General features: G+C 74.5%; 21 protein-coding genes. 7 read left to right on the forward strand and 14 right to left on the reverse strand.

What is annotated here, in order from left to right:
- Positions 1-9: 9 nt before the first annotated feature.
- The 6 genes from AB0N17_RS05960 to hypA are packed head-to-tail and all read left to right on the forward strand — an operon-like array spanning position 10 to position 3,733.
- Positions 10-1,803, forward strand: a complete 1,794-nt coding sequence (locus AB0N17_RS05960; protein ID WP_366009897.1) for a nickel-dependent hydrogenase large subunit — start codon at positions 10-12, stop codon at positions 1,801-1,803.
- Positions 1,796-2,353 (forward strand): NifU family protein, encoded by a 558-nt coding sequence (locus AB0N17_RS05965; RefSeq protein WP_366009898.1) that lies wholly within the window; start codon positions 1,796-1,798, stop codon positions 2,351-2,353. The genes AB0N17_RS05960 and AB0N17_RS05965 overlap by 8 nt, the downstream gene beginning before the upstream one ends.
- Positions 2,350-2,946 (forward strand): DUF5947 family protein, encoded by a 597-nt coding sequence (locus tag AB0N17_RS05970; protein ID WP_366009899.1) that lies wholly within the window; start codon positions 2,350-2,352, stop codon positions 2,944-2,946. The genes AB0N17_RS05965 and AB0N17_RS05970 overlap by 4 nt, the downstream gene beginning before the upstream one ends.
- A gap of 20 nt (positions 2,947-2,966) precedes the next feature.
- Positions 2,967-3,173 carry a hypothetical protein gene (locus tag AB0N17_RS05975; protein WP_366009900.1) on the forward strand — a complete coding sequence of 69 codons (207 nt, stop codon included), beginning with the start codon at positions 2,967-2,969 and terminating at the stop codon, positions 3,171-3,173.
- A gap of 20 nt (positions 3,174-3,193) precedes the next feature.
- On the forward strand, positions 3,194-3,382 hold the full coding sequence (locus AB0N17_RS05980) for a hypothetical protein (RefSeq protein WP_366009935.1): 189 nt from the start codon (positions 3,194-3,196) through the stop codon (positions 3,380-3,382).
- 9 nt (positions 3,383-3,391) lie between these two features.
- Positions 3,392-3,733 carry a hydrogenase maturation nickel metallochaperone HypA gene (gene hypA / locus AB0N17_RS05985; protein ID WP_366009901.1) on the forward strand — a complete coding sequence of 114 codons (342 nt, stop codon included), beginning with the start codon at positions 3,392-3,394 and terminating at the stop codon, positions 3,731-3,733.
- Between the two features lie 81 nt (positions 3,734-3,814).
- Here the strand turns inward: hypA and hypE are convergent, their stop codons facing one another.
- The 13 genes from hypE to AB0N17_RS06050 form a co-directional block, all read right to left on the reverse strand.
- Positions 3,815-4,804 carry a hydrogenase expression/formation protein HypE gene (gene hypE, locus AB0N17_RS05990; protein ID WP_366009936.1) on the reverse strand — a complete coding sequence of 330 codons (990 nt, stop codon included), beginning with the start codon at positions 4,802-4,804 and terminating at the stop codon, positions 3,815-3,817.
- Positions 4,805-4,898: 94 nt separating this feature from the next.
- On the reverse strand, positions 4,899-6,041 hold the full coding sequence (gene hypD, locus AB0N17_RS05995) for a hydrogenase formation protein HypD (RefSeq protein ID WP_366009902.1): 1,143 nt from the start codon (positions 6,039-6,041) through the stop codon (positions 4,899-4,901).
- Positions 6,038-6,328, reverse strand: coding sequence for a HypC/HybG/HupF family hydrogenase formation chaperone (locus AB0N17_RS06000; RefSeq protein WP_366009903.1), 291 nt, complete (start codon positions 6,326-6,328; stop codon positions 6,038-6,040). Before AB0N17_RS06000 ends, hypD begins: the two co-directional genes overlap by 4 nt.
- Positions 6,329-6,331: 3 nt before the next feature.
- Positions 6,332-8,689 (reverse strand): carbamoyltransferase HypF, encoded by a 2,358-nt coding sequence (hypF, locus tag AB0N17_RS06005; protein WP_366009904.1) that lies wholly within the window; start codon positions 8,687-8,689, stop codon positions 6,332-6,334.
- The gene (hypB, locus tag AB0N17_RS06010; protein ID WP_366009905.1) at positions 8,686-9,405 is read right to left on the reverse strand and encodes a hydrogenase nickel incorporation protein HypB; all 720 of its coding nucleotides are present in this window, start codon (positions 9,403-9,405) and stop codon (positions 8,686-8,688) included. Before hypB ends, hypF begins: the two co-directional genes overlap by 4 nt.
- 73 nt (positions 9,406-9,478) lie before the next feature.
- Positions 9,479-10,045 (reverse strand): hydrogenase maturation protease, encoded by a 567-nt coding sequence (locus AB0N17_RS06015; RefSeq protein ID WP_366009906.1) that lies wholly within the window; start codon positions 10,043-10,045, stop codon positions 9,479-9,481.
- Positions 10,042-11,781 (reverse strand): hydrogenase maturation protein, encoded by a 1,740-nt coding sequence (locus AB0N17_RS06020; protein WP_366009907.1) that lies wholly within the window; start codon positions 11,779-11,781, stop codon positions 10,042-10,044. The genes AB0N17_RS06015 and AB0N17_RS06020 overlap by 4 nt, the downstream gene beginning before the upstream one ends.
- 66 nt (positions 11,782-11,847) lie before the next feature.
- The gene (locus AB0N17_RS06025; RefSeq protein WP_366009908.1) at positions 11,848-12,216 is read right to left on the reverse strand and encodes a hypothetical protein; all 369 of its coding nucleotides are present in this window, start codon (positions 12,214-12,216) and stop codon (positions 11,848-11,850) included.
- Between the two features lie 316 nt (positions 12,217-12,532).
- The gene (locus AB0N17_RS06030) at positions 12,533-14,476 is read right to left on the reverse strand and encodes a carboxylesterase family protein (RefSeq protein ID WP_366009909.1); all 1,944 of its coding nucleotides are present in this window, start codon (positions 14,474-14,476) and stop codon (positions 12,533-12,535) included.
- 15 nt (positions 14,477-14,491) lie between these two features.
- On the reverse strand, positions 14,492-15,127 hold the full coding sequence (locus tag AB0N17_RS06035) for a GPP34 family phosphoprotein (RefSeq protein ID WP_366009910.1): 636 nt from the start codon (positions 15,125-15,127) through the stop codon (positions 14,492-14,494).
- 114 nt (positions 15,128-15,241) lie between these two features.
- Entirely contained in the window at positions 15,242-15,901 is a 660-nt protein-coding gene (locus AB0N17_RS06040) for a response regulator transcription factor (protein ID WP_366009911.1), read from the reverse strand.
- Positions 15,898-17,067 (reverse strand): sensor histidine kinase, encoded by a 1,170-nt coding sequence (locus tag AB0N17_RS06045; protein ID WP_366009912.1) that lies wholly within the window; start codon positions 17,065-17,067, stop codon positions 15,898-15,900. Before AB0N17_RS06045 ends, AB0N17_RS06040 begins: the two co-directional genes overlap by 4 nt.
- A gap of 106 nt (positions 17,068-17,173) precedes the next feature.
- Positions 17,174-17,701, reverse strand: a complete 528-nt coding sequence (locus AB0N17_RS06050; protein WP_366009913.1) for a hypothetical protein — start codon at positions 17,699-17,701, stop codon at positions 17,174-17,176.
- A gap of 229 nt (positions 17,702-17,930) precedes the next feature.
- Here AB0N17_RS06050 and AB0N17_RS06055 point away from each other — a divergent pair, with 229 nt between their 5' ends.
- Positions 17,931-18,425: a DUF1360 domain-containing protein gene (locus tag AB0N17_RS06055; protein ID WP_366009914.1), complete on the forward strand. Its 495-nt coding sequence runs from the start codon at positions 17,931-17,933 to the stop codon at positions 18,423-18,425.
- Between the two features lie 36 nt (positions 18,426-18,461).
- Here the strand turns inward: AB0N17_RS06055 and AB0N17_RS06060 are convergent, their stop codons facing one another.
- Positions 18,462-19,199 (reverse strand): MgtC/SapB family protein, encoded by a 738-nt coding sequence (locus tag AB0N17_RS06060; RefSeq protein WP_366009915.1) that lies wholly within the window; start codon positions 19,197-19,199, stop codon positions 18,462-18,464.
- Between the last annotated feature and the right edge of the window lie 134 nt (positions 19,200-19,333).

A 19,333-nucleotide genomic window follows, 5' to 3' on the forward strand; every position in this document is an offset into this window, starting at 1 on the left:
GTACCGCAGATGACCACCACCGAGTCCCGGACCGCAGGACGCAAACCCGCCCAGATCGTCGACATGTCCTGGGATCCGATCACCCGGATCATCGGCAACCTGGGGATCTACACGAAGATCGACTTCGCCAACCGGGAGGTCGTCGAGTGCCACAGCACCTCGTCGCTCTTCCGCGGCTACTCGGTCTTCATGAAGGGCAAGGACCCGCGCGACGCGGGTTTCATCACCTCGCGCATCTGCGGGATCTGCGGCGACAACCACACCACCTGCTCCAACTACGCCCAGCAGATGGCCTACGGCGTCAAGCCGCCGAAGCTGGCCGAGCACATCACCAACCTCGGTGAGGCGGCGGAGTACATCTTCGACCACACGATCTTCCAGGACAACCTGGTCTTCGTGGACTTCTGCGAGGCGATGGTCAAGGCCACCAACCCCGGTGTCCTGGCCCGCGCCGAGCGCACCGACGCGCCCCGCGGCGACGTGCACGGCTACCGCACCATCGCCGAGATCATGAAGGCCTTCAACCCCTTCGAGGGCGAGGTCTACAAGGAGGCGCTGAAGGTCAGCCGGATCACCCGGGAGATGTTCTGCCTGATGGAGGGGCGCCATGTGCACCCCTCCACGCTGTACCCGGGCGGGGTCGGCACGATGCCGCAGCCGAACACGTTCACCGACTACCTCAGCCGCCTGATGCACGTCATCGACTTCATCAAGAAGGCGGTGGCGATGAACGACGACGTCTTCGACTTCTTCTACGAGGCGCTGCCGGGCTATGAGGAGGTCGGCAAGCGCCGCATCATGCTGGGCTGCTGGGGCGCCTTCCAGAACCCGGACGTGGTCGACTACCGCTACGCGACGATGAACGAGTGGGGCCGGGCGATGTACGTCACCCCCGGCATCATCGTGGACGGCAAGCTGGTCACGAACAACCTGATCGACATCAACCTGGGGCTGCGCATCATGCTGGGCAGCTCCTTCTACGACGACTGGGTGAACGAGGAGCCGTTCGTCACCCACGACCCGCTCGGCAACCCCGTCGACATGCGCCACCCGTGGAACCAGACCACGGTGCCGGTGCCGCAGAAGCGGGACTTCGAGGGCAACTACAGCTGGGTGATGAGCCCGCGCTGGTACCACCCGGAGAGCAACGAGCACCTCGCGCTGGACACCGGTGGCGGGCCGCTGGCCCGGCTGTGGTCGACGGCGCTCAGCGGCATCGTCGACACGCCGTACGTCAAGGCGACCGGCGGCGCCGTCCGCATCACCCTGCCCAAGGGCGAGAAGCTGCCGGAGCAGACCCTGGAGTGGCGCATCCCCAAGTGGAGCAACACCCTCGAACGGGACCGCGCCCGGCCGTACTTCATCGCGTACGCCGCCGCCATGGCCCTGCAGTTCCTCGAGGAGGCCATGGGGATGCTCAAGAGCGGCGACACGAAGGTGTACGAGAACTTCGAGGTGCCGGACGAGTCGATCGGCTGCGGCTTCCACGAGGCGGTCCGCGGTGTCCTCTCGCACCACCTGGTGATCCGCGACAAGAAGATCGCCAACTACCACCCGTACCCGCCGACCCCGTGGAACGCCAGCCCGCGTGACATCTACGGCACGCCGGGCCCCTACGAGGACGCCGTCCAGGGCCAGCCGATCTTCGAGGAGAACGGACCGGACGACTTCAAGGGCGTCGACATCATGCGCACCGTGCGCAGCTTCGACCCCTGTCTGCCGTGCGGCGTCCACATGTACATGGGCAAGGGCAAGACCCTGACCACCGTGCACAGCCCGACGTACGGAGCGAACCATGGCTGACGCCGGGCGCCTCGCGGACGCGGCGGTGGAGGCGCGGCTCGCCCGGCTGGACGAGGTGCTGGCCGGGCTGGAGTCCGCGCCCGGTCCGGCGCTCGAGGCGGTGCGGCTGCTGACCGAGGTCTACGGCGAGGCACTGGCCCGGGTGCTGGACAGGGCCGAGGAGGCACTGGGCGAGCAGCTCGTCGCCGACGAGCTGGTCGGGCACCTGCTGGTCCTGCACGACCTCCATCCGGAGCCTCCGGAGCGCCGCGCCGCCCGCGCGGTCGAGAAGCTGCGGCCCGCCGTGCGCGAGCGCGGCGGTGACCTGGAGTGGGCCGGGGTCGACGGGCAGGTGGCGCGGGTCCGGCTGAGCAGCGGCGGTGGATGCGGCTCCGGGTGCGGCGGCGGCTCCGCGGACGTCGCCGAGGCGGTCCGGGCGGCGGTGCTGGCCGTCGCCCCGGAGCTGACCTCGGTGGAGACCGTGCAGGAGCCGGCCGCGCGCCAGGCCCCGCCCGCCTTCGTGCCGCTGAGCACGATCAAACGCCGGGCCGTGCCCCAGGAAACACGGTGAGCGTGCAGGGGGCGCTCGCCCGGGTCATCCGCTCCACCGCCGACCGCGCGGCGACGGCCGAGGCCGAGCGCTGCGAGCTGTGCGCCGCGCGCGTGGCCGAGGAGCATCCTCATCTGTACGACACCGGTGCCGCCGAGGTGCGCTGCGTGTGCGGCCCCTGCTCGGTGCTGTTCGCCGACGACGGGGCGGGCGAGGGCCGCTACCGGCTCGTGCCCCGGCGCCGGCTGCGGCTGCCGCCGGTCGACACGGCGGTGCTGGGCGTCCCGGTGGGGCTGGTGTTCTTCGTTCCGCACCCGGACGGCACGGTCACCGCACAGGGGCCGAGCCCGGCGGGGGCCATGCGGTGGGAGGTGGACGCGCAGGCCTGGCAGCGGCTGGCCGGCACGGTGCCGCACCTCGCCGCCATGGCGCCGGACGTGGAGGCGCTGCTGGTGAACACCGTCCGCGGCCTCGACGAACACTGGATCGTGCCGGTCGACGACTGCTACCGGATGATCGCCCTGGTCCGCCACGAGTGGCGGGGGCTCTCCGGTGGCGGCCGGGTCTGGCCGGCCGTAGAACAGTTCTTCAGAGAGCTGACCGAGCGGTCGTGAGACCCGGAAGGAGATCCGACATGGGCAGCATCCGTGTGGGCCGCCCCCAGGCGAAGCCCGACACGCCCAGCCACGTGCCCGGACTGCACCAGGGCAACAGGGGTCCGTACAAGCACCAGACCGGACACCACAAGGACGGCAGCTCCGACGCGCGCCGCTCCACCGGTATCCACTGGAAGCGGCATGACGCCCTGATCAAGGACATGCCGAACATCTCACCCGGATGAGGGAGCGAAAAGTGGCCGTCATGAGCATGGGCGCGAGAAGAAGGATCGCGCGCGAGGGTATGTCGGGGCGCCAGCTGCTGATGGCGCAGGCGGCGGTGGTCGGCAGCATGGTCGCGGCCCTGATCGTCAAGGAGCTCCCGGGCATCATGCGGGAGCTGCGCATCTACCGGATGACCGGAGGCCTGCGCGCCCACCGCCGGTACCCCTGAGCCGCGGCCGTGCACGAACTGTCGATCGCGACCGCGATCGTGGAGCAGGCCGAGGAGATCGCCCGCGCGGACGGGACCGACGGCGTGTCGTCGGTGACCGTACGCGTGGGCGAACTGTCGGGCGTGGTGCCCGACGCGCTGGACTTCGCCTTCGAGGTGGCCCGGGAGGGCACGGCGCTGGCCGCTGCCCGGCTGGTGGTCGAGCAGGTGACCGCCCGGGCCTGGTGCGAGCCGTGCACCGAGGAGTTCGCCGTCGGCATGCCGCCGTTCTTCTGGTGCCCGCGCTGCGACCGTCCCTCGCGGGAACTGCGCAGCGGGCGCGAACTGGAGATCACCGGCGTCGAGGCGTGACGCGCAGCCGTCCATTCGCCGGGCGCGCGTGACGGGGCCCGGCGGGCGTCCTTGGCCCGCCGGGCCCCGTCACGCGCGTCGTCAGCAGATGCGCGGGAGCTGCTCCCCGAGGGGCAGGTCCACGACCCGGGTGCCGCCGAGGGCGGTGGCGACCACCACCATGCCCGGGTGGTCCTCGACGCAACTGCCGATGACCGCCGCGCCGGCGCCCTGCGGGTGCGCGCGCATCGCCGCCAGGACGGCCTCGGCGTGCTGCGGGGGCACGAAGGCGACGAGCCGGCCCTCGTTGGCCACGTACAGCGGGTCCAGGCCGAGGAAGCCGCAGGCGTTCACGACCTCGTCCGGCACGGGGACGGCCCGCTCGCGCAGCCGTACGCCGGTGCCGGAGGCGCGGGCGATCTCGTTCAGGGACGCGCCGAGCCCGCCCCGGGTGGGGTCGCGCAGCACATGGACGTCCGGGGTGACCGCCAGCATGGCCGCGACCAGGTCCGCCAGGGGCGCGGTGTCGGAGGCGATCTCGACGCCGAACTCCAGCCCCTCCCGCACGCTCATGATGGCCACGCCGTGCAGGCCGATGGGGCCGCTGACGATGACGGCGTCGCCCGGCCGGGCGCGCTGCGGGCGGATGTCGACCCCGGCGGGTACGAGGCCGACGCCGGCGGTGGTGACGTAGACGCCGTCCCCGTGCCCGGACTCGACCACCTTGGTGTCGCCGGTGGCGATGGTGACGCCCGCGGCCTCGGCGGCCGTGCCGATGGCGCGGGCGATCCGCTCGACGACGGCGAGTTCGACGCCCTCCTCCAGGATGAAGGCGGTGGAGAGGTGGGCGGGCCGGGCGCCGCTCATCGCGAGGTCGTTCACGGTGCCGTTGACCGCGAGGTCGCCGAGGCTGCCGCCGGGGAAGAACAGCGGGCGGACGACGTAGGAGTCGGTGGAGAACGCCAGCCGGGCGCCGCCGAGGTCGAGGACGGCGGAGTCGGTGAGGGCGGCCAGCGTCGGGTTGCCGTAGGCGGGGGCGAAGACCTGCTCGACCAGTTCGGCGGACAGGGCGCCGCCTCCGCCGTGGCCCATGACGACGACCGGCTGGTCCCGCAGCGGGGCGGGGCACGTCCAGTTCGCGGGGTCGACGGCCTGCTCGGTGCCGACGGACGTTTCGGTGGCGAGATCAGCCAACGGGGTTCATCTCCTCCTGCGGGATGCGGGATCCCTGCGGGGCCGGGGTGTTCATCCGGCGGTACAGGTAGTAGGCCGCGCAGGCGCCCTCGCTGGAGACCATGGTGGCGCCGAGCGGGGTGCGGGGGGTGCAGGCCTTGCCGAACGCCTCGCACTCGGTCGGCTTGATCAGGCCCTGCAGGACCTCGCCGGCCCGGCACACGGCGGGCTCCTCGGTGCGGATGCCGGAGACGTCGAAGCGGTGCTCGGCGTCGTACGCGCGGAAGGCCTCGGTCAGCCGCCAGCCGCTGGCCGGGATGCGGCCGATGCCGCGCCAGTTGCGGTCGGTGACCTCGAACACCTCCTCGATCATGTGCCGGGCCGCCGCGTTGCCCTCGTCGCGTACGGCGCGGGGGTAGGCGTTCTCCACCCGGTGCTCGCCGCGCTCCAGCTGGTGGACGGCGCGGCGGATGCCTTCGAGGATGTCCAGCGGCTCGAAACCGGTGACCACGACCGGCACCCGGTGCTTCTCGGCGAGGTCCGGGTACTCGTCGGTGCCCATCACGCTGCACACGTGCCCGGCGGCGAGGAAGCCCTGCACCCGGCAGCTGGGGGCCGTCATGATGGCCTCGATCGCCGGGGGGACCCGGACGTGGGACACCAGCAGGCTGAAGTTGTCCAGACCGAGGCGGCGGGCCTGGTGGACGGCCATGGCGTTGGCGGGGGCGGTCGTCTCGAAGCCGATCGCGAAGAACACGACCTGCCGGTCCGGGTTCTTGCGGGCGAGATCGAGGGCGTCCAGCGGCGAGTACACCACGCGTACGTCCCCGCCCTCGCCCTTGACCCGGAACAGGTCCCGGTCGGTGCCGGGCACGCGCAGCATGTCCCCGAAGGAGCAGAAGATCACGCCGGGGCGGGCGGCGATCTCCAGGGCCTTGTCGATGACCTCCAGCGGTGTCACACAGACCGGGCAGCCGGGCCCGTGGATCAGCTCCACCTCCTCGGGCAGGAGCTGGTCGATGCCGTGGCGGATGATGGAGTGGGTTTGGCCGCCGCAGACCTCCATCAGCGCCCAGGGCCGGGTGACCGTGGCGCGGATCTCGTCCAGCAACCGTCGTGCCAGATCGGGGTCGTTGAACTCGTCGATGTACTTCACCGGGCCTCACTCCCGCTCTCCTGCCGTGCCGCCTGCTCCCAGGCGTCACCGAACTCCTCTTCCAGCAGCCCCAGTTGCTCGAACAGCTCCAGGGACGCCCGGGCCGACTCCTCGTCGAGGCGCTGCAGGGCGAAGCCGACGTGGACGATGACGTACTCGCCCACCCGCACATCGGGCAGGTACTCCAGGCACGCCTGTTTGCGCACCCCGCCGAAGTCGATCAGCCCGGTCAGGGGGTCGGCTTCCCGGTCGATGGCGACGACCTTGCCGGGGACTGCGAGACACATGGGTCACTCCGTCTCTCGGTTCGTTGCTGTTCCCGCGACCATGAGCTGGCCCAGCGCCAGCCCTCCGTCGTTCGGGGGGACTTCGCCGTGCCGCAGGACCGTGAAGCCGTCCCCGGCCAGCAGGGCGGTGCACTCCTCCTCCAGCAGTCCGTTGACGAAGGCACCTCCGGTGAGGGCGACCGTGCGCAGACCGGTCTCCGCGCGGGCCCGGCGGCTGATCTCCGCGACGGCGCGTGCGACGCCCCGGTGGAAGCGGGCCGCGAGGACGGGGGCGGGGGTGCCGGCGCGCCGGTCGGCCAGCAGGGCCCCCAGCATCGGACCGGGGTCGCACACGAGCGTGCCGCCGGCGGTGAGGCCGAAGGGATACGCCCCGGCGTCCGCGTACCACGCCTGTGCGGCCACGGCCTCCAGTTCCATCGCCGCCTGCGCCTCGTACTCCGCCCGGTGGCACACGCCCACGAGCGAGGACACCGCGTCGAACAGGCGGCCCATGCTGGACGTCGGCACACAGGCCACCCGACTGTCCAACTGGCGTCGGAGCGTGGCGCGTTCCACGTCCGAGCAGGCGGTGACGCTCGGCAGGTCCGGTTCCCACGGCAACCCGGCCGCCCACAGCCGGGCCAGCGCCAGCCGGCACGGGTTGGCCACGCCCGCGTCCCCGCCGGGCAGCGGGGCCGGGGCCAGGTGGGCGAGGCGGCGGTAGCCCGTGTAGTCGGCGAGCAGCACCTCGCCGCCCCACACCGTGCCGTCGTCGCCGTAGCCGGTGCCGTCGAAGGCCACGCCGATCACGGGCGTGCTGCCGTCGAGGCCGTGTTCGGCCATCGCGGAGGCGATGTGGGCGTGGTGGTGCTGGACCAGCGTCAGGGGGTCACCCGCGAGCCGTGCGGCCCTGCGGCGGGCGCCGCGCGTGGAGTGGTAGCCGGGGTGCCGGTCGGCGGCCACCGTCAGCGGGGTGACGCCGGTGAGGCGGGTCAGATGCCGCTCGGCCCGCTCGGCGGCCTCCAGGGTGGCCAGTTCGCCCATGTCGCCGATGTGCGGCCCCAGCCAGGCGTGGTCGTCCTCGCCCAGGCAGAGCACGTTCTTCAGGTCGCCGCCGACCGCGAGCGTGGCGCGGACCGGGACCGGCAGCCGCAGCGGGCGGGGCACGTACCCGCGGGAGCGGCGCACCAGTTGCGCGGTGCCGTCGGGGCGGACGCGGAGCAGGGAGTCGTCGCAGGGGGAGGCGATGGGGCGGTCGTGGCCGAGCCAGGCGTCGGCGAGGCCGGCCAGCCGGGTCAGCGCCTCGGTGTCGTCGGTGACGATCGGCTCGCCGGAGCGGTTGCCGCTCGTCATGACCAGCGCGCGCGGGCCCTCGGGGTCGCCGGGGAGCCCGAACAGCAGGGTGTGCACCGGGGTGTAGGGCAGCATCACGCCGACGTGCGGGCTGCCGGGACAGACCTGGCCGGCGAGGCGGAGCCCGCCGTCCGCCGGGGTGCGGCGGCGCAGCAGGACGATGGGGCGGCCGGGGCCGGTGAGCGCGTCCCGCTCGGCGTCGGAGAGGACCGCGATCCGCTCCGCCGTGGCGAGGTCGGCGCACATCACGGCGAAGGCCTTGCCGCCCCGCTCCTTGCGGGCGCGCAGGGTGCCGGCGGCCGTGGCGTCGGTGGCGTCGCAGGCCAGGTGGTAGCCGCCCACGCCCTTGACGGCGACGATCCGGCCGGCGGCGAGCAGCGCCCGCGCGGCCGCGAGGGCCTCGCCGTCGCGGGCCGGGCGGACCCCGAGGCCGTCGGCGGGGGTCAGGGTGAGCCGCGGGCCGCAGTCCGGGCAGGCGACGGGCTGGGCGTGGAAGCGCCGGTCGCCCGGGTCGCCGTACTCCCGGGCGCAGGCGGGGCACATGGGGAAGGCGGCCATGGTCGTCGCCACCCGGTCGTACGGCATGCCGGTGGCGATGGTGAAGCGGGGGCCGCAGTGGGTGCAGGTGACGAAGGGGTGGCGGTGGCGGCGGTCGCCGGGGTCGGCCAGTTCGCGCAGGCAGTCCGCGCAGGTCGCCGTGTCGGGCGGGAGCTGGGTGCGGCCGGTGGCCCGCTCGGTGGAGCGGATGGCGAACGGGCCGGTGTCGCCGGTGACGGGCAGGTCCTCGCCGGTGATCGCGGTCACCGTGGCCAGGGGCGGGGGCCGGTGGGCCAGCAGCTCGCAGAAGCGGTCCACCTCGTCCGGCGGGCCCTCGACCTCGACGATCACGCCGTCGCCCGTGTTGCCGACGAAGCCGGTCAGACAGAGGTCGGCGGCCAGACGGTGCACGTACGGCCGGAAGCCGACCCCCTGCACCGTGCCGCGCACGCTGAGCCGGCGGCGGACCGGGCCGGTGGCGGGGGCGGTCATGCGACGGGTGCGGAGGCGTGGTGGCCGTGCGGGTGCGGGGCGAGGGGCGGCCGGTGCGGCGGGGCCGCGTCGCGGGCGGCGAGGGCCCGCTCCAGGAGGGTGTCGACCCCGGCGCCGGTGCGGGCGCAGGACCGTACGACCTCCACGCCCGGGTTGACCCGCTGTACGTTCGCGCGGAAGGCGGCCTCGTCGAAGCCGGCCGGCTCGGCGAGGTCGGTCTTGGTGAGGACGATGAGGTGGGCGGAGCCGAACGCGGTGGGGTACTTCAGGGGTTTGTCCTCGCCCTCGGTGACCGCCATCAGCACGATGCGCAGGGTCTCCCCGAGGTCGTAGGCGGCGGGGCAGACGAGGTTGCCGACGTTCTCGACGAAGAGCACGGAGGTGTCCGGGGGCAGCCAGTCCGCCAGCTTGGCGCGGACCTGGCGGGCCTCCAGGTGGCACAGTCCGTCGGTGAGCAGTTGCTGGACGGGGGCGCCGGAGCGGGCCAGCCGGACGGCGTCGTTCTCGGTGGCGAGGTCCGCGGTGAGCGCGGCCACCGGCACGCCCTGTTCGACGGCGCGGGCGAGGACCCGGCCGAGGAGTTCGGTCTTGCCGCTGCCCGGACTGGACAGCAGGTTGACCGCGGTGACGCCCTGCCGGGTGAGGTCGCCGCGCAGGGTCGCGGCCAGGTCGTCGTTCTTCGCCAGGACGGCTTGCTTGACGTCGGACCGGCACATGGGCGCTGCTCCTCGGACTCGGCGGTGGAGCCCGGGCCGCGTCCTCGCGGCCCGGGCCCGACCGATCTTCCGCTCAGTCGGCCGCGGTGCCGGGCAGCGCTGCCGGGCGCGGGGGTCCGGATTCCATCGGGCGGCCCAACGCGGGCACCGGTCCGGCGGGATCGGCGAGCAGGGCCGGGATCAGGGTGTGCAGTGCGTCCACGGCCCGGTCGACGGCGTCCCGCACCGGTGTGCTGAGCCCCGGGAGGAGGTCCTCGTCCCCGCTCGGCAGGACCTCGGGCTCGCAGGCCAGCACCAGGACCCGGGGCAGCGGCTCGTCGCCCAGGTGCGTGGCCAGGGCCAGCACCTTCGCCGGGTCCATGCCGTGGGCCTCGGGCGGGACGGTGCCGTCGGGGGGTTCGGCCTCGATCAGGGACAGCGTGCCGGGGCGGTGGCCGCGCCGGGCGGCGTCGACCAGGACGGCGGTGGCGTAGCCGTCCAGCAGGTCGTAGGCGAGGTCCATGCCGCGGATGCCGTAGTCGCGCACCCGCACCTGAGGGGGCAGCGGACGGTGGTCGAGGGCGCGGATCACCTCGGGGCCGAAGGCGTCGTCCGCGAGGAAGATGTTGCCGACGCCCGCCACCAGCAGCCGCGGCGTCACCGGACGTCTCCCCGCAGGTCCCCGCGGGTGCCTGCGGCGGGCGCGGTCAGCGGACGGGCCGAGCCGGACGGCGTCTTGCGCACGAAGGCGGAGCGCAGGGCGTGGTAGGGCGCCCCGGGGTCGAAGAAGACGGCGTGCATCCGGTCCAGTTCCGCCTGCCGGTGGTCGCCGAGCGGGCGTCTGCGCTCGTCGGCGGCGCGTGCGGCGGCCTTGGCGGTGATCCGCCGGTCCAGGTCGGGCACGGCGGCGAGGCCGGCCGCCAGCCGCTCCACCTCGGCCGTGAACCGCCCCGGCGTGGCGGTCACGAGCCGGTCCACGAGGCCGAGCCGAGCCGCCGACGCGGCGCTGACCGGCAGGGCCTCGCCGGTGAGCCGCTGCGCCTGCTCCGGGCCGACGCGGCGGGGCAGGCTGTAGGTCCAGAACTCGGAGCCGTACAGGCCCATGCGCCGGTAGTGCGGGTTGAGGACGGCGCCGGTGCGGCACCACACCTGGTCGGCGGCGAGGGCGAGCATGGCTCCGCCGGCCGCCGCGTTGCCGGCGAGCGCGGCCACCACCAGCCGGTCGGTGGTGCGCAGGACCGCCTCGACGAGGTCGTCCATGGCGTTGAGGTTGGCCCACGACTCCTCGGCGGGGTCGGGGGCGGCCTCGATGACGTTCAGGTGGATGCCGTTGGAGAAGAAGTCGCGCGTCCCGCCGAGCACCAGCACGCGGGTGGGGCGGGTGAGCGCGTCCTCGTAGGCGACGAGCAGTCTGCGGCACTGGTCGGTGCTCATGGCGCCGCCCGGGAAGGAGAAGGCCAGGAAGCCGACGTCGCCGTGCTGCCGGTAGCGGATGTCGGTCCAGGTGCGCCGGTCCGGGGGCAGTTCGAGCGGTACGGCGGCCTCGGGGAGCTTCGCCGTGTCGTCGCCGGAGAACGCGGCGAGCACGGAGACGGCCGGGCGCCGGAAGGGGGCGGGGTCGCCGGAGTTCTTGCGCGGGCGCAGTTCCGGGATCCAGACCGCGCCGTCCCGCGTGGCCCGGCAGACGGCGCCGGCCCGGTGGGCGAGGAGCGTGCCGGGGCGGCCGCGCAGCCGGTCCTCGGGGTGCCCGCCGTGCAGGAACACCTCCCGGCCGAGGAGTTCGTCCAGCACGCCCGGCTGCGAGTCGGCGCCGCGCAGCTTGCCCAGGACCGTCTCGGTGTCGTCCTGTTCCCAGTCGATGCGCCGCCGCCCCTGACGGAAGAAGTCGCGCCAGACGGCCTTGACCGGCCCGTCGGTCTGCGGGCGGGGCCGGTAGGCGCCGCCCGCGTAGCGCCGTACGGCCGTGAGGACGGCGGTGACGGCGGCGTCGGAGGCCTCGTTGCGGTACAGGTCGCTCTTGCCGACGGCCGGCACGGGGAACGGCTCCGCCGCCCAGACGGCGCCCGCGTCCATCGCCGCCTCGGCCTGCAGCACGGTCACGCCCCACTGCGCGGCCTGCCCGGCGATGGCCCAGTCCAGCGAGGAGGGGCCGCGGTCACCGGGCGGGCCCGGATGCACGATCAGGCAGGTGTGCTCCTGCCACACGTCCTCGGGCAGGGCCGTCCTGAGCATCGGCGCGACGATCAGCTCGGGCCGGAATTCCCGGACGGCGGCCCGGACCGGGTCGTCGCCCTGTGAGGCGAGGACGACGTCCACGCGGTGCCCGAGGTCCGACAGTTCGGCGTACAGGCGCTGGGAGAGGCTGTTGAACGCGCTGGCGACGAGCAAAATGTCCATGACACGGCATGTTCGTCCCTTCCGGGCGCGCCGTGAAGGACCGGCGCGCTGTTTCGTCCGCGCCGGTCAGGTCTCTTCCTCCATCCGGATCGCATTCCGCAGGTCCTCGAAGGCCTGGCCCCGCGCGTCCTTGTGCGCTTCCAGCAGGGCGCCGGCGATCGCGTCGAGCTTGCGCTGGATCGCGTGCTCGGCGCGCATCTCGGCGTTCTTCAGCAGGGCGAGGAGCAGCAGGGTGACGGCGGTCATGGACTCGCCCGCCAGCAGCAGCAGTTCCAGCGGCAGATGGGCGACGTGGGCCGCCACGAAGAAGCCGACGAGGAGCAGGCAGAAGAGGAAGAACGCCGGGGAGCTGGTGAAGTTGGAGGCGTACTCCGCGAACTGCTCGAACCGGCCGCGGCCCGTGCCCCCGCGGTGGACGGGGTTCTTGAAGGTCATGGGCGAGCCATACCCCGCACCGGACGGAAACCGGCCCGCCGGGCTCCGCCACCCGGGCGCCTCGCCCCGAGGGCACCGGTCCGCTCGCGGCCCGGCTCGGCGACGCCCTGACCCGAGCGGCTCCCGCACCCGCTCCGCGATACCCGGCGGAGCCTCGCGTCACGGCGGCCTGATCGCCGGTCCGGCGGGCCGGCTCCCGGCCCGGGGCCCGCCGCGGCACCGGACGGCGGTACACCGGGGTGGGCCGGTTCAGCGACGTCGTGCCGGGCGGGCCCGCCGGCCGTGCCGGTGGACCCTCGCGGTGATCGTCCCCCGGTCACCCGAGGACGTTCCAGAACGCGCAGTGGTGGCGGAACGGAGCCGTGCGGGTGGGGACGATGTGGTCCGGCGCCAGGGACAGCACCGTCCGCCGGGACCAGGGCGGCGACGACGGTCCGTTCGGGTCGGCGGTGCGGGCGAAGCGGGTCCAGTAGTCGATCATGGTGTCGGCCAGCCGGTGCTGTGCCGCGGTCAGGTCGCGGGGGCGGCCGCCCAGGTCGAACAGGTAGGGCAGCTCGCTCGCGTGCGGTGCGCCGAGCGGGAACGGCGGCGTGCCCGAGGTCAGCGGCGGGGCGTGCTCGTCGGCGAACTCGTAGCGCCACACGGGTACATGGGCGGCGAGCAGGCCGGCGGTGCGCGCCGTCGGGCAGGCGAAGTTCGCGTCACCGATGACCGCGCCGAACACCGGGCCGCCGTCGGTGCGGTGCACCGGGTACTCATGCACGATGGCCTTCGCCTGCCCTGGCGAGGGGAAGAAGGAGGCCACGACGTCGGGCCAGGTGCCGGGGGTGACGGGATGGCCGGCCCGGACGATGCCGGCGGCCCATCCGTTGCCCTCGTCGTGGTTGTGGCCGATGAGTACGGGGACGCGGTGGAAGCGGCCGGCGGCGATCGCCGCCGCGGGGTCGTCGGGGAGCAACGGGGTGGCGTGGGCGGGCTGTTGATCGGTGTCCTGGGCCGCGAGCAGACGGGAGACCCGCACGCGACGCAGGCAGGCCGGGACGTCGCGGGCGGAGCCGCAGCCGACCTTCGCCGCGAGCTCCGCGCCCATGGCGCGCGCCGTGGACAGGGGAACGGAGGACGGGGCGAACGGGCGGTCGGGGCGGCCGGTGCACGGGCCGCTCTGGATGATCGCCCGGTCGAAGAGTCCCGCGGCGGCGGGTGAGGCGAGCTGGGCGCAGACGCTGTAGCCGCCCGCCGACTCGCCGGCCAGCGTCACGTTGTGCGGATCGCCGCCGAAGGCGCCGATCTCGGCGCGCACCCAGCGCAGCGCCGCCTGCTGGTCGGACAGGCCGAAGGTGCCCGAGCCGGGCAGCCCGCTGTGCGCGAGGAAGCCGAGGGCACCGAGGCGGTAGTCCACGGTGACGACCACGGCGTCGCCGCGGACGGCCAGGCGATGGGCGTCGTACGAGCCGCCCGCTCCGGTGGTGAGCCCGCCGCCGTGCAGCCACACGATCACCGGCCGGGGATGTGCCGGTCCCACTGCGTCGGGCGTGGTGATGTCCAGGTGCAGGCAGTCCTCGTCGGTGCTGCCGCCGGGCACCTCGCCGGCCGGCTGCGGGCAGGCGCTCGCGGGCCGGGTCGCGTCCCGTACGCCGGACCAGGGGGCCGGAGGGCGGGCCGGCACCCAGCGCAGCCCGCCGACCGGGGGCGCGGCGTAGGGGACGCCCTCGAAGGTGCGATACCCGTCGTGGGCGGCGCCCCGCACCAGGCCGTGGTGGGTGCGTACCGTCGTGCCTACGGGCCGCACCGGGCCGCCGTGGGCGCGCACTGTCGTGGCCGTGGGCCGTACCGACCCGTCGTATCCGCGCGCTGTCGCGGCGACGGGCCGCACCGGGCCGCCGCCGTGGGCGGGCGCTGCCGTGGCCGTAGGCGCCAGCGAGCCGCCGTGGGCGGGCGCTGCCGCGGCCGTGGACCGCGGCGCGCCGCCGTGACTGTGCGCTGTCGTGGCGACGGGGTGCGCGGGGCCGCCGTGGGCGTGCGCTGCCGTGGCCGTGGGCCCCAGCGCGCCACCGTAGCCGTGCGCCCTCGCGGCGACGGGCCGCACCGGGCCGCCGTGGGCGTGCGCTCTCGTGGCCGTCGGCCGCACCGAGCCCTCGTCGGCGTGCGCCGTCGTGGCGGCGGGCCGGGCCGGCTGCGTCGGTGGGGCCGTGGACCAGGCCGTCGCGAGCACGGCGGTCAGGGCACAGCCCAGGGTGGTCAGGACGCGGTGCGTGGTCATCGTCTCCTCCTGCGGTCAGCTGCCGCCCACGCCGCCCTGCGCGGCGATCATGGTCATCGGCAGCGCTCGTACGGCCTTCTCCAGACCGGGCGCGAGGGCGCCGAGAGAGCCCGTGCAGGCGTCGATGCGGTCCCGGAAGGTCTTCGCGTCCTGTCGTGACACGACGGAGCGGACGCCGCCCGCCGCGGCCAGCGCCAGCAGCGCGGCGTCGGCGGCGGGGAGCTCCCGCACGGCGCCGTCCCCGTGCAGCGCCGTGGACACGCGCGCGCGGAGCGCGGCGGGCACGGCGCGGTCCGTCACGGTCAGCCGCCGTGTGCCGAAGCGGGTGCGGGGCTCCTGCACACCGAGGAGTCCCGCCGCGGCGAGCCGGTCCTCCACCTCCGTCAGGGTCCGCTTGCGGTGGCGGCGCACGAGGTGCTTCCAGCCGTGCCCGGCGGCGTCGCGCAGGACGCCGTCCAGGACGGGGTCGCCGGTCGGTCCGGCGCCGGACACGGTGACCGTGCCGCCGTCCTCCCCGAGCCGGCCGCGCCACGCGAGGTCGATCAGGGCGGCGGCACGGACCAGCAGCTCCGTGCGGGAGCGGTCGAAGGGGCCTTCGGCCGAGTCGTCGTGGGCGAGCAGATACATGAGGCAGGGCAGGTCGTCGATCACACCTCGACGCTACGGCCGGGCACCCCGGCCACGGATCGGCCGCGGGAACGGGCCGGCACTGGGAGCGCAGGAGGATCGCGGCCCGGTCTCCTCCTTGAGGAGGAGGCGGTGCCGTCAGGGACGGCGTGGCTCCACGAGGCCGTGGTCGTAGGCGGCGACCACGGCCTGGACGCGGTCGCGCAGGCCCAGTTTGCGCAGCACCGCGGTGACATGGTTCTTGACGGTGGCCTCCGACAGGCGCAGCCGCTCGGCGATCTCCGCGTTCGACAGCGCCTGCCCGATCAGGGTGAGCACCTCCCGCTCGCGGCCGGAGAGGTCCCGCAGTGAGGGCGGCGGCGCCGGGTCGGGCGTGGTGCGCAGGAACCGGTCGAGGACGCGGCTCAGCACGGCCGGCGCCAGCAGCGCGTCGCCGCGCGCGGTGAGGCGGATCGCCTCGACGAGTTCACCGGGACGGATGTCCTTCAGCAGGAACCCGCTCGCCCCGGCCCGCAGGGCGGCGACCACGTGCGCGTCCACGTCCCAGGTGGTCAGCACGAGCACCCGGGCCCGGCTGCCGCACTCCGCGATCCGCCGGGTCGCCTCGATGCCGTCGACGACGGGCATGCGTACGTCCATCAGGACCACGTCGGGCGCCAGTTCCCGCGTCAGCCGCACCGCCTCCTGGCCGTCGGACGCCTCGCCGACCACCTCGAGGTCGTCCCGGGCGTCGATGATCATGCGGAAGCCGGTACGGACCAGGGCCTGGTCGTCGGCCACCACCACGCGCAGCGTCATGAGGCACGCTCCACCGGAAGCCGCGCCGCCACCTCGTACCCGCCGCCGGGCAGCGGACCGGCGCGCAGGCTGCCGCCCACCAGCCGGGCGCGCTCCTTCATCCCCACCAGACCGCGCCCCGCTCCCGCTGTAGCCGAACTTCCTTGCGAGGCACGGCCGTTGTCGACCACCGTGACCTCCACGCACTCGCCTTCGGCCGTCACGCGCACGCTCACCTCGTCGGCCCCGGCCGCGTGGCGCAGCGTGTTGGTGAGGGCTTCCTGGACGATCCGGTACGCCGCCAGGTCCACGGCGGCCGGCAACCCGTCGGTGGTGCCCTCGCGGTGGACGTGCACTCTCATCCCCGTCGCGCGCACGGTGCCGGCCAGCTCCTCAAGACGCGCGAGCGACGGCCCCGGCTCCCGCTGCTCCCGGGTCTCGTCCTCCCCCGCGTCGGGCCGGAACGCACGCAGCAGCAGCCGGAGTTCGCCGAGCGCGGAGCGGGCGCCGGTCTCGATGGCCCGCAGCGCCTGTCGCGCCTGTTCGGGCCGTTCGGTGAACACGTCGTCCGCCGCGCCCGCCTGAACGACCATCACCGACAGGGTGTGCGCCACGACGTCGTGGACCTCGCGCGCGATCCGCGCGCGCTCCTCCACCACGGCCCGGCGCGTCTCCGCCCTCGTCCGCGCCTGCTGCGCCCTGCGCCACTGCCCCGCGGTCCACGCCAGGACCACCGTCAGCAGATAGACCGCCAGCCCCGCGGGACCGCCGGCCCCGAACGCCAGTGGCGCCGGGAGGCACATCGCCGCGAGCGCCCCCACGGACACCCGCCGCGCTCTGGTGGCCGACAGCACGCACAACGCGATCTGCGCCGCGAGCAGCGCCCCCGTCAAGCTCACCGCGGGCAGCAGCGCCCACACCGCGAGCCCCGTCACCGCGGTCACGGCCAGCACGGCGACCGGGGCGCGCGCCTGCCACCTCAGGGCACAGGCCTGCGCGAGGACCAGGGCCGCGGCCAGGGGCAGTCGTCGGCCGTGCTCCGCGCCGGCGACGAGCACCGAGGTGCCGAGCACGGCGAGCAGCAGACCGGCCGACCCCCACCACAGTGCGCGGGCCGCCCGGGGCGACAGTTCGCCCCGGGCTTCCCCGGCGAACGCGTCGTCGGGCTGTGTGCTGCTGCGGTCCACGCACCGACCCTACCCAGCGAAGCGGGCCTGGCCGTCGCGGCGTACGGCGGCCGAGCGGTGGGCGCGCTGCGGAGATTCCGCCTCCCGGCGCGCTCAGGCCGCGCGCTCAGGCCGCCAGCGCGCTGTCCGGCCTGAGGCGGTCCAGGAGCTGGGTGTGGTGGAGTGCGGTGACCGGGGCGAGGAGATCGGGGTGGCGCAGGAGTGCCGCGGCGCGGCGGTCGCCGTCGTCCGGGGCGATCAGGCGCCGGAACTCGACGGGCGCGCTCGCGGCGTGCTCCCCCTCGGCGAGCGCGGCCACGGCCAGCCCGGCCAGCTCCGGGTCGGTGAGCAGCCCGGCCGCCCAGCTGGCCACGACCTCGTCCACCCAGGTCCGCCAGGCCCAGTCCGCGGCGGGGACCTCGTCGGCCGACTCGGCGCCGGTGACCCAGTCGAGACGGGCCGTGCCGCCGGGACCGGCCATGGTGACGAGGGCGGCGTCGACCTCGGTCGGGTAGCGCAGCCACGCCGCGACCGTCACGGCCTGCCGGGCCTGCGCCTCGCACAGGGCGGAGGCCAGCGGGCCGCCGCTCGCCGGGTAGGCGACCGTCAGCCAGCGCGCCGTCGCGGCTATCAGGGGGGACAGGTCATTGAGCACAGCCGGGCCGTCCGAGATGCGAGGGGAAAGAGGGGCTCCACGCCACGGTAGCCCGGCGCCCCGCGCCGTCGGGAGCCAGTGCGAACCAGGTCATATGTGGCCTCCCCCACGTCGGGCCCGCCGCAGCCGCGCCCGGCACCGGCGGTCACGTGTCACGGTGCGGGCCCGGGGAACTCGGTGCGCGCCCGTCGCAGGGCTGGGCATGAGCAGGGGAGGTCTGGGAGGTCTCATGACGACGGACGCCGCACGCTACGACGACCAGGGCGAAGTCCCGCTGGCCGGCTATGCCGCGCTCGCTTCCGTGTTCGCCGCCGGCGCCGGCACGTTCGCGCTGGTGGCCCGGCGCCGGGGCGTACGGCTGCCGCAGGAGGTACCCCCGTGGGACGTCGCGCTGCTGGGCGCGGCGACGTACAAGACGGCCAGGGTGCTGACCAGGGACAAGATCACGAGCTTCGTACGGGCGCCGTTCACGCGCCGCTCCGGCGACGGCGAGGCGAGCGAGGTCATCGACGAGCCGCGGGGCAGTGGGCTGCGGCGGGCGATCGGCGACCTGGTGGCCTGCCCGTTCTGCACCTCCGCTTGGACCGCCGGGGCCCTGGTGTGCTCCTACGCGGCGGCGCCCCGGCTGACCCGGCTGGTCTGCGGGGGCTTCGGCGCGCTGACGGTGGCGGACTGGCTGCAGTACGCCTGGACGTGGACGCAGGCTACGACGACGGAGAGCTGACCGTGGTGACCGCGTGGGCGGAGCCGGCCATGGTGGCTAGGTGTCGTCCGTCGCCGCGGTCAGCTCCACGTCGAGGACGCCGTCGTCCTGGAAGAGGTCCGACGCCAGCCGCGAGGGGTCCTCGGTGCCCTCCAGTTCCAGCAGCACGCGCGCGGCGCCGTCCGTGCGGCCGGGCAGCCGTTCGACCTTGACCTGGACGATCCGGAAGCCCCGCCGGGTACAGGTCTCCATCAGACGTGGCAGCAGCGCGGTGCCGGTGCGGTAGGTCAGGCGTGCCTCGAAGCCGGTGACGGTCGTGCCGGGCGCCACGCGGGCGGTGATCTTCGGATAACCCCGTACGACCAGGAAGTGCAGTGCCGTCACGGCGAGCGCGAGGACGGGCAGCCCGCCGCCGCAGGCCATGCCGACCGCGCAGGTCAGCCAGATGGTGGCGGCCGTCGTCAGACCGCGCACGGCGTCCCGTCGTACGAAGATCAGACCGCCGCCGATGAATCCGATCCCGGAGACGATCTGGGCCGCGACGCGGGAGGGGTCGAAGGAGACGTTCTCCAGCCCGAGCACTGCGGTGAACCCGTGCTGGGAGACCTCCATCATCAGCGCGCTCGCGATGCCGACCAGGGTGTGGGTGCGCATTCCGGCGCTCTTCTGCTGTGCCTCGCGCTCCCAGCCGATCAGGCTCGACAGCAGCAGCGCGAGTCCCAGCTCGGACAGCTGCCGCAGCCCCTGGCCGTTGTGCACGTCCCACAAGGGCGCCGTCAGCCCTGCTCCCGCCATGCACACCTCGCACGTCCGTTCCCTCTGTCTCTCGCTGCTCACGCCTACCCCCGCGTCCCGGCCCCGACGCACCGCTCCCGGCGGGCCCGGTGACCCGGGTGCCGGTGCGGGGTACTCGGCCGGGGCCGCTTCGC

It is taken from the genome of Streptomyces sp. NPDC051133 (assembly GCF_040682635.1).
In the GTDB taxonomy this organism is placed as follows: Bacteria; Actinomycetota; Actinomycetes; order Streptomycetales; family Streptomycetaceae; genus Streptomyces.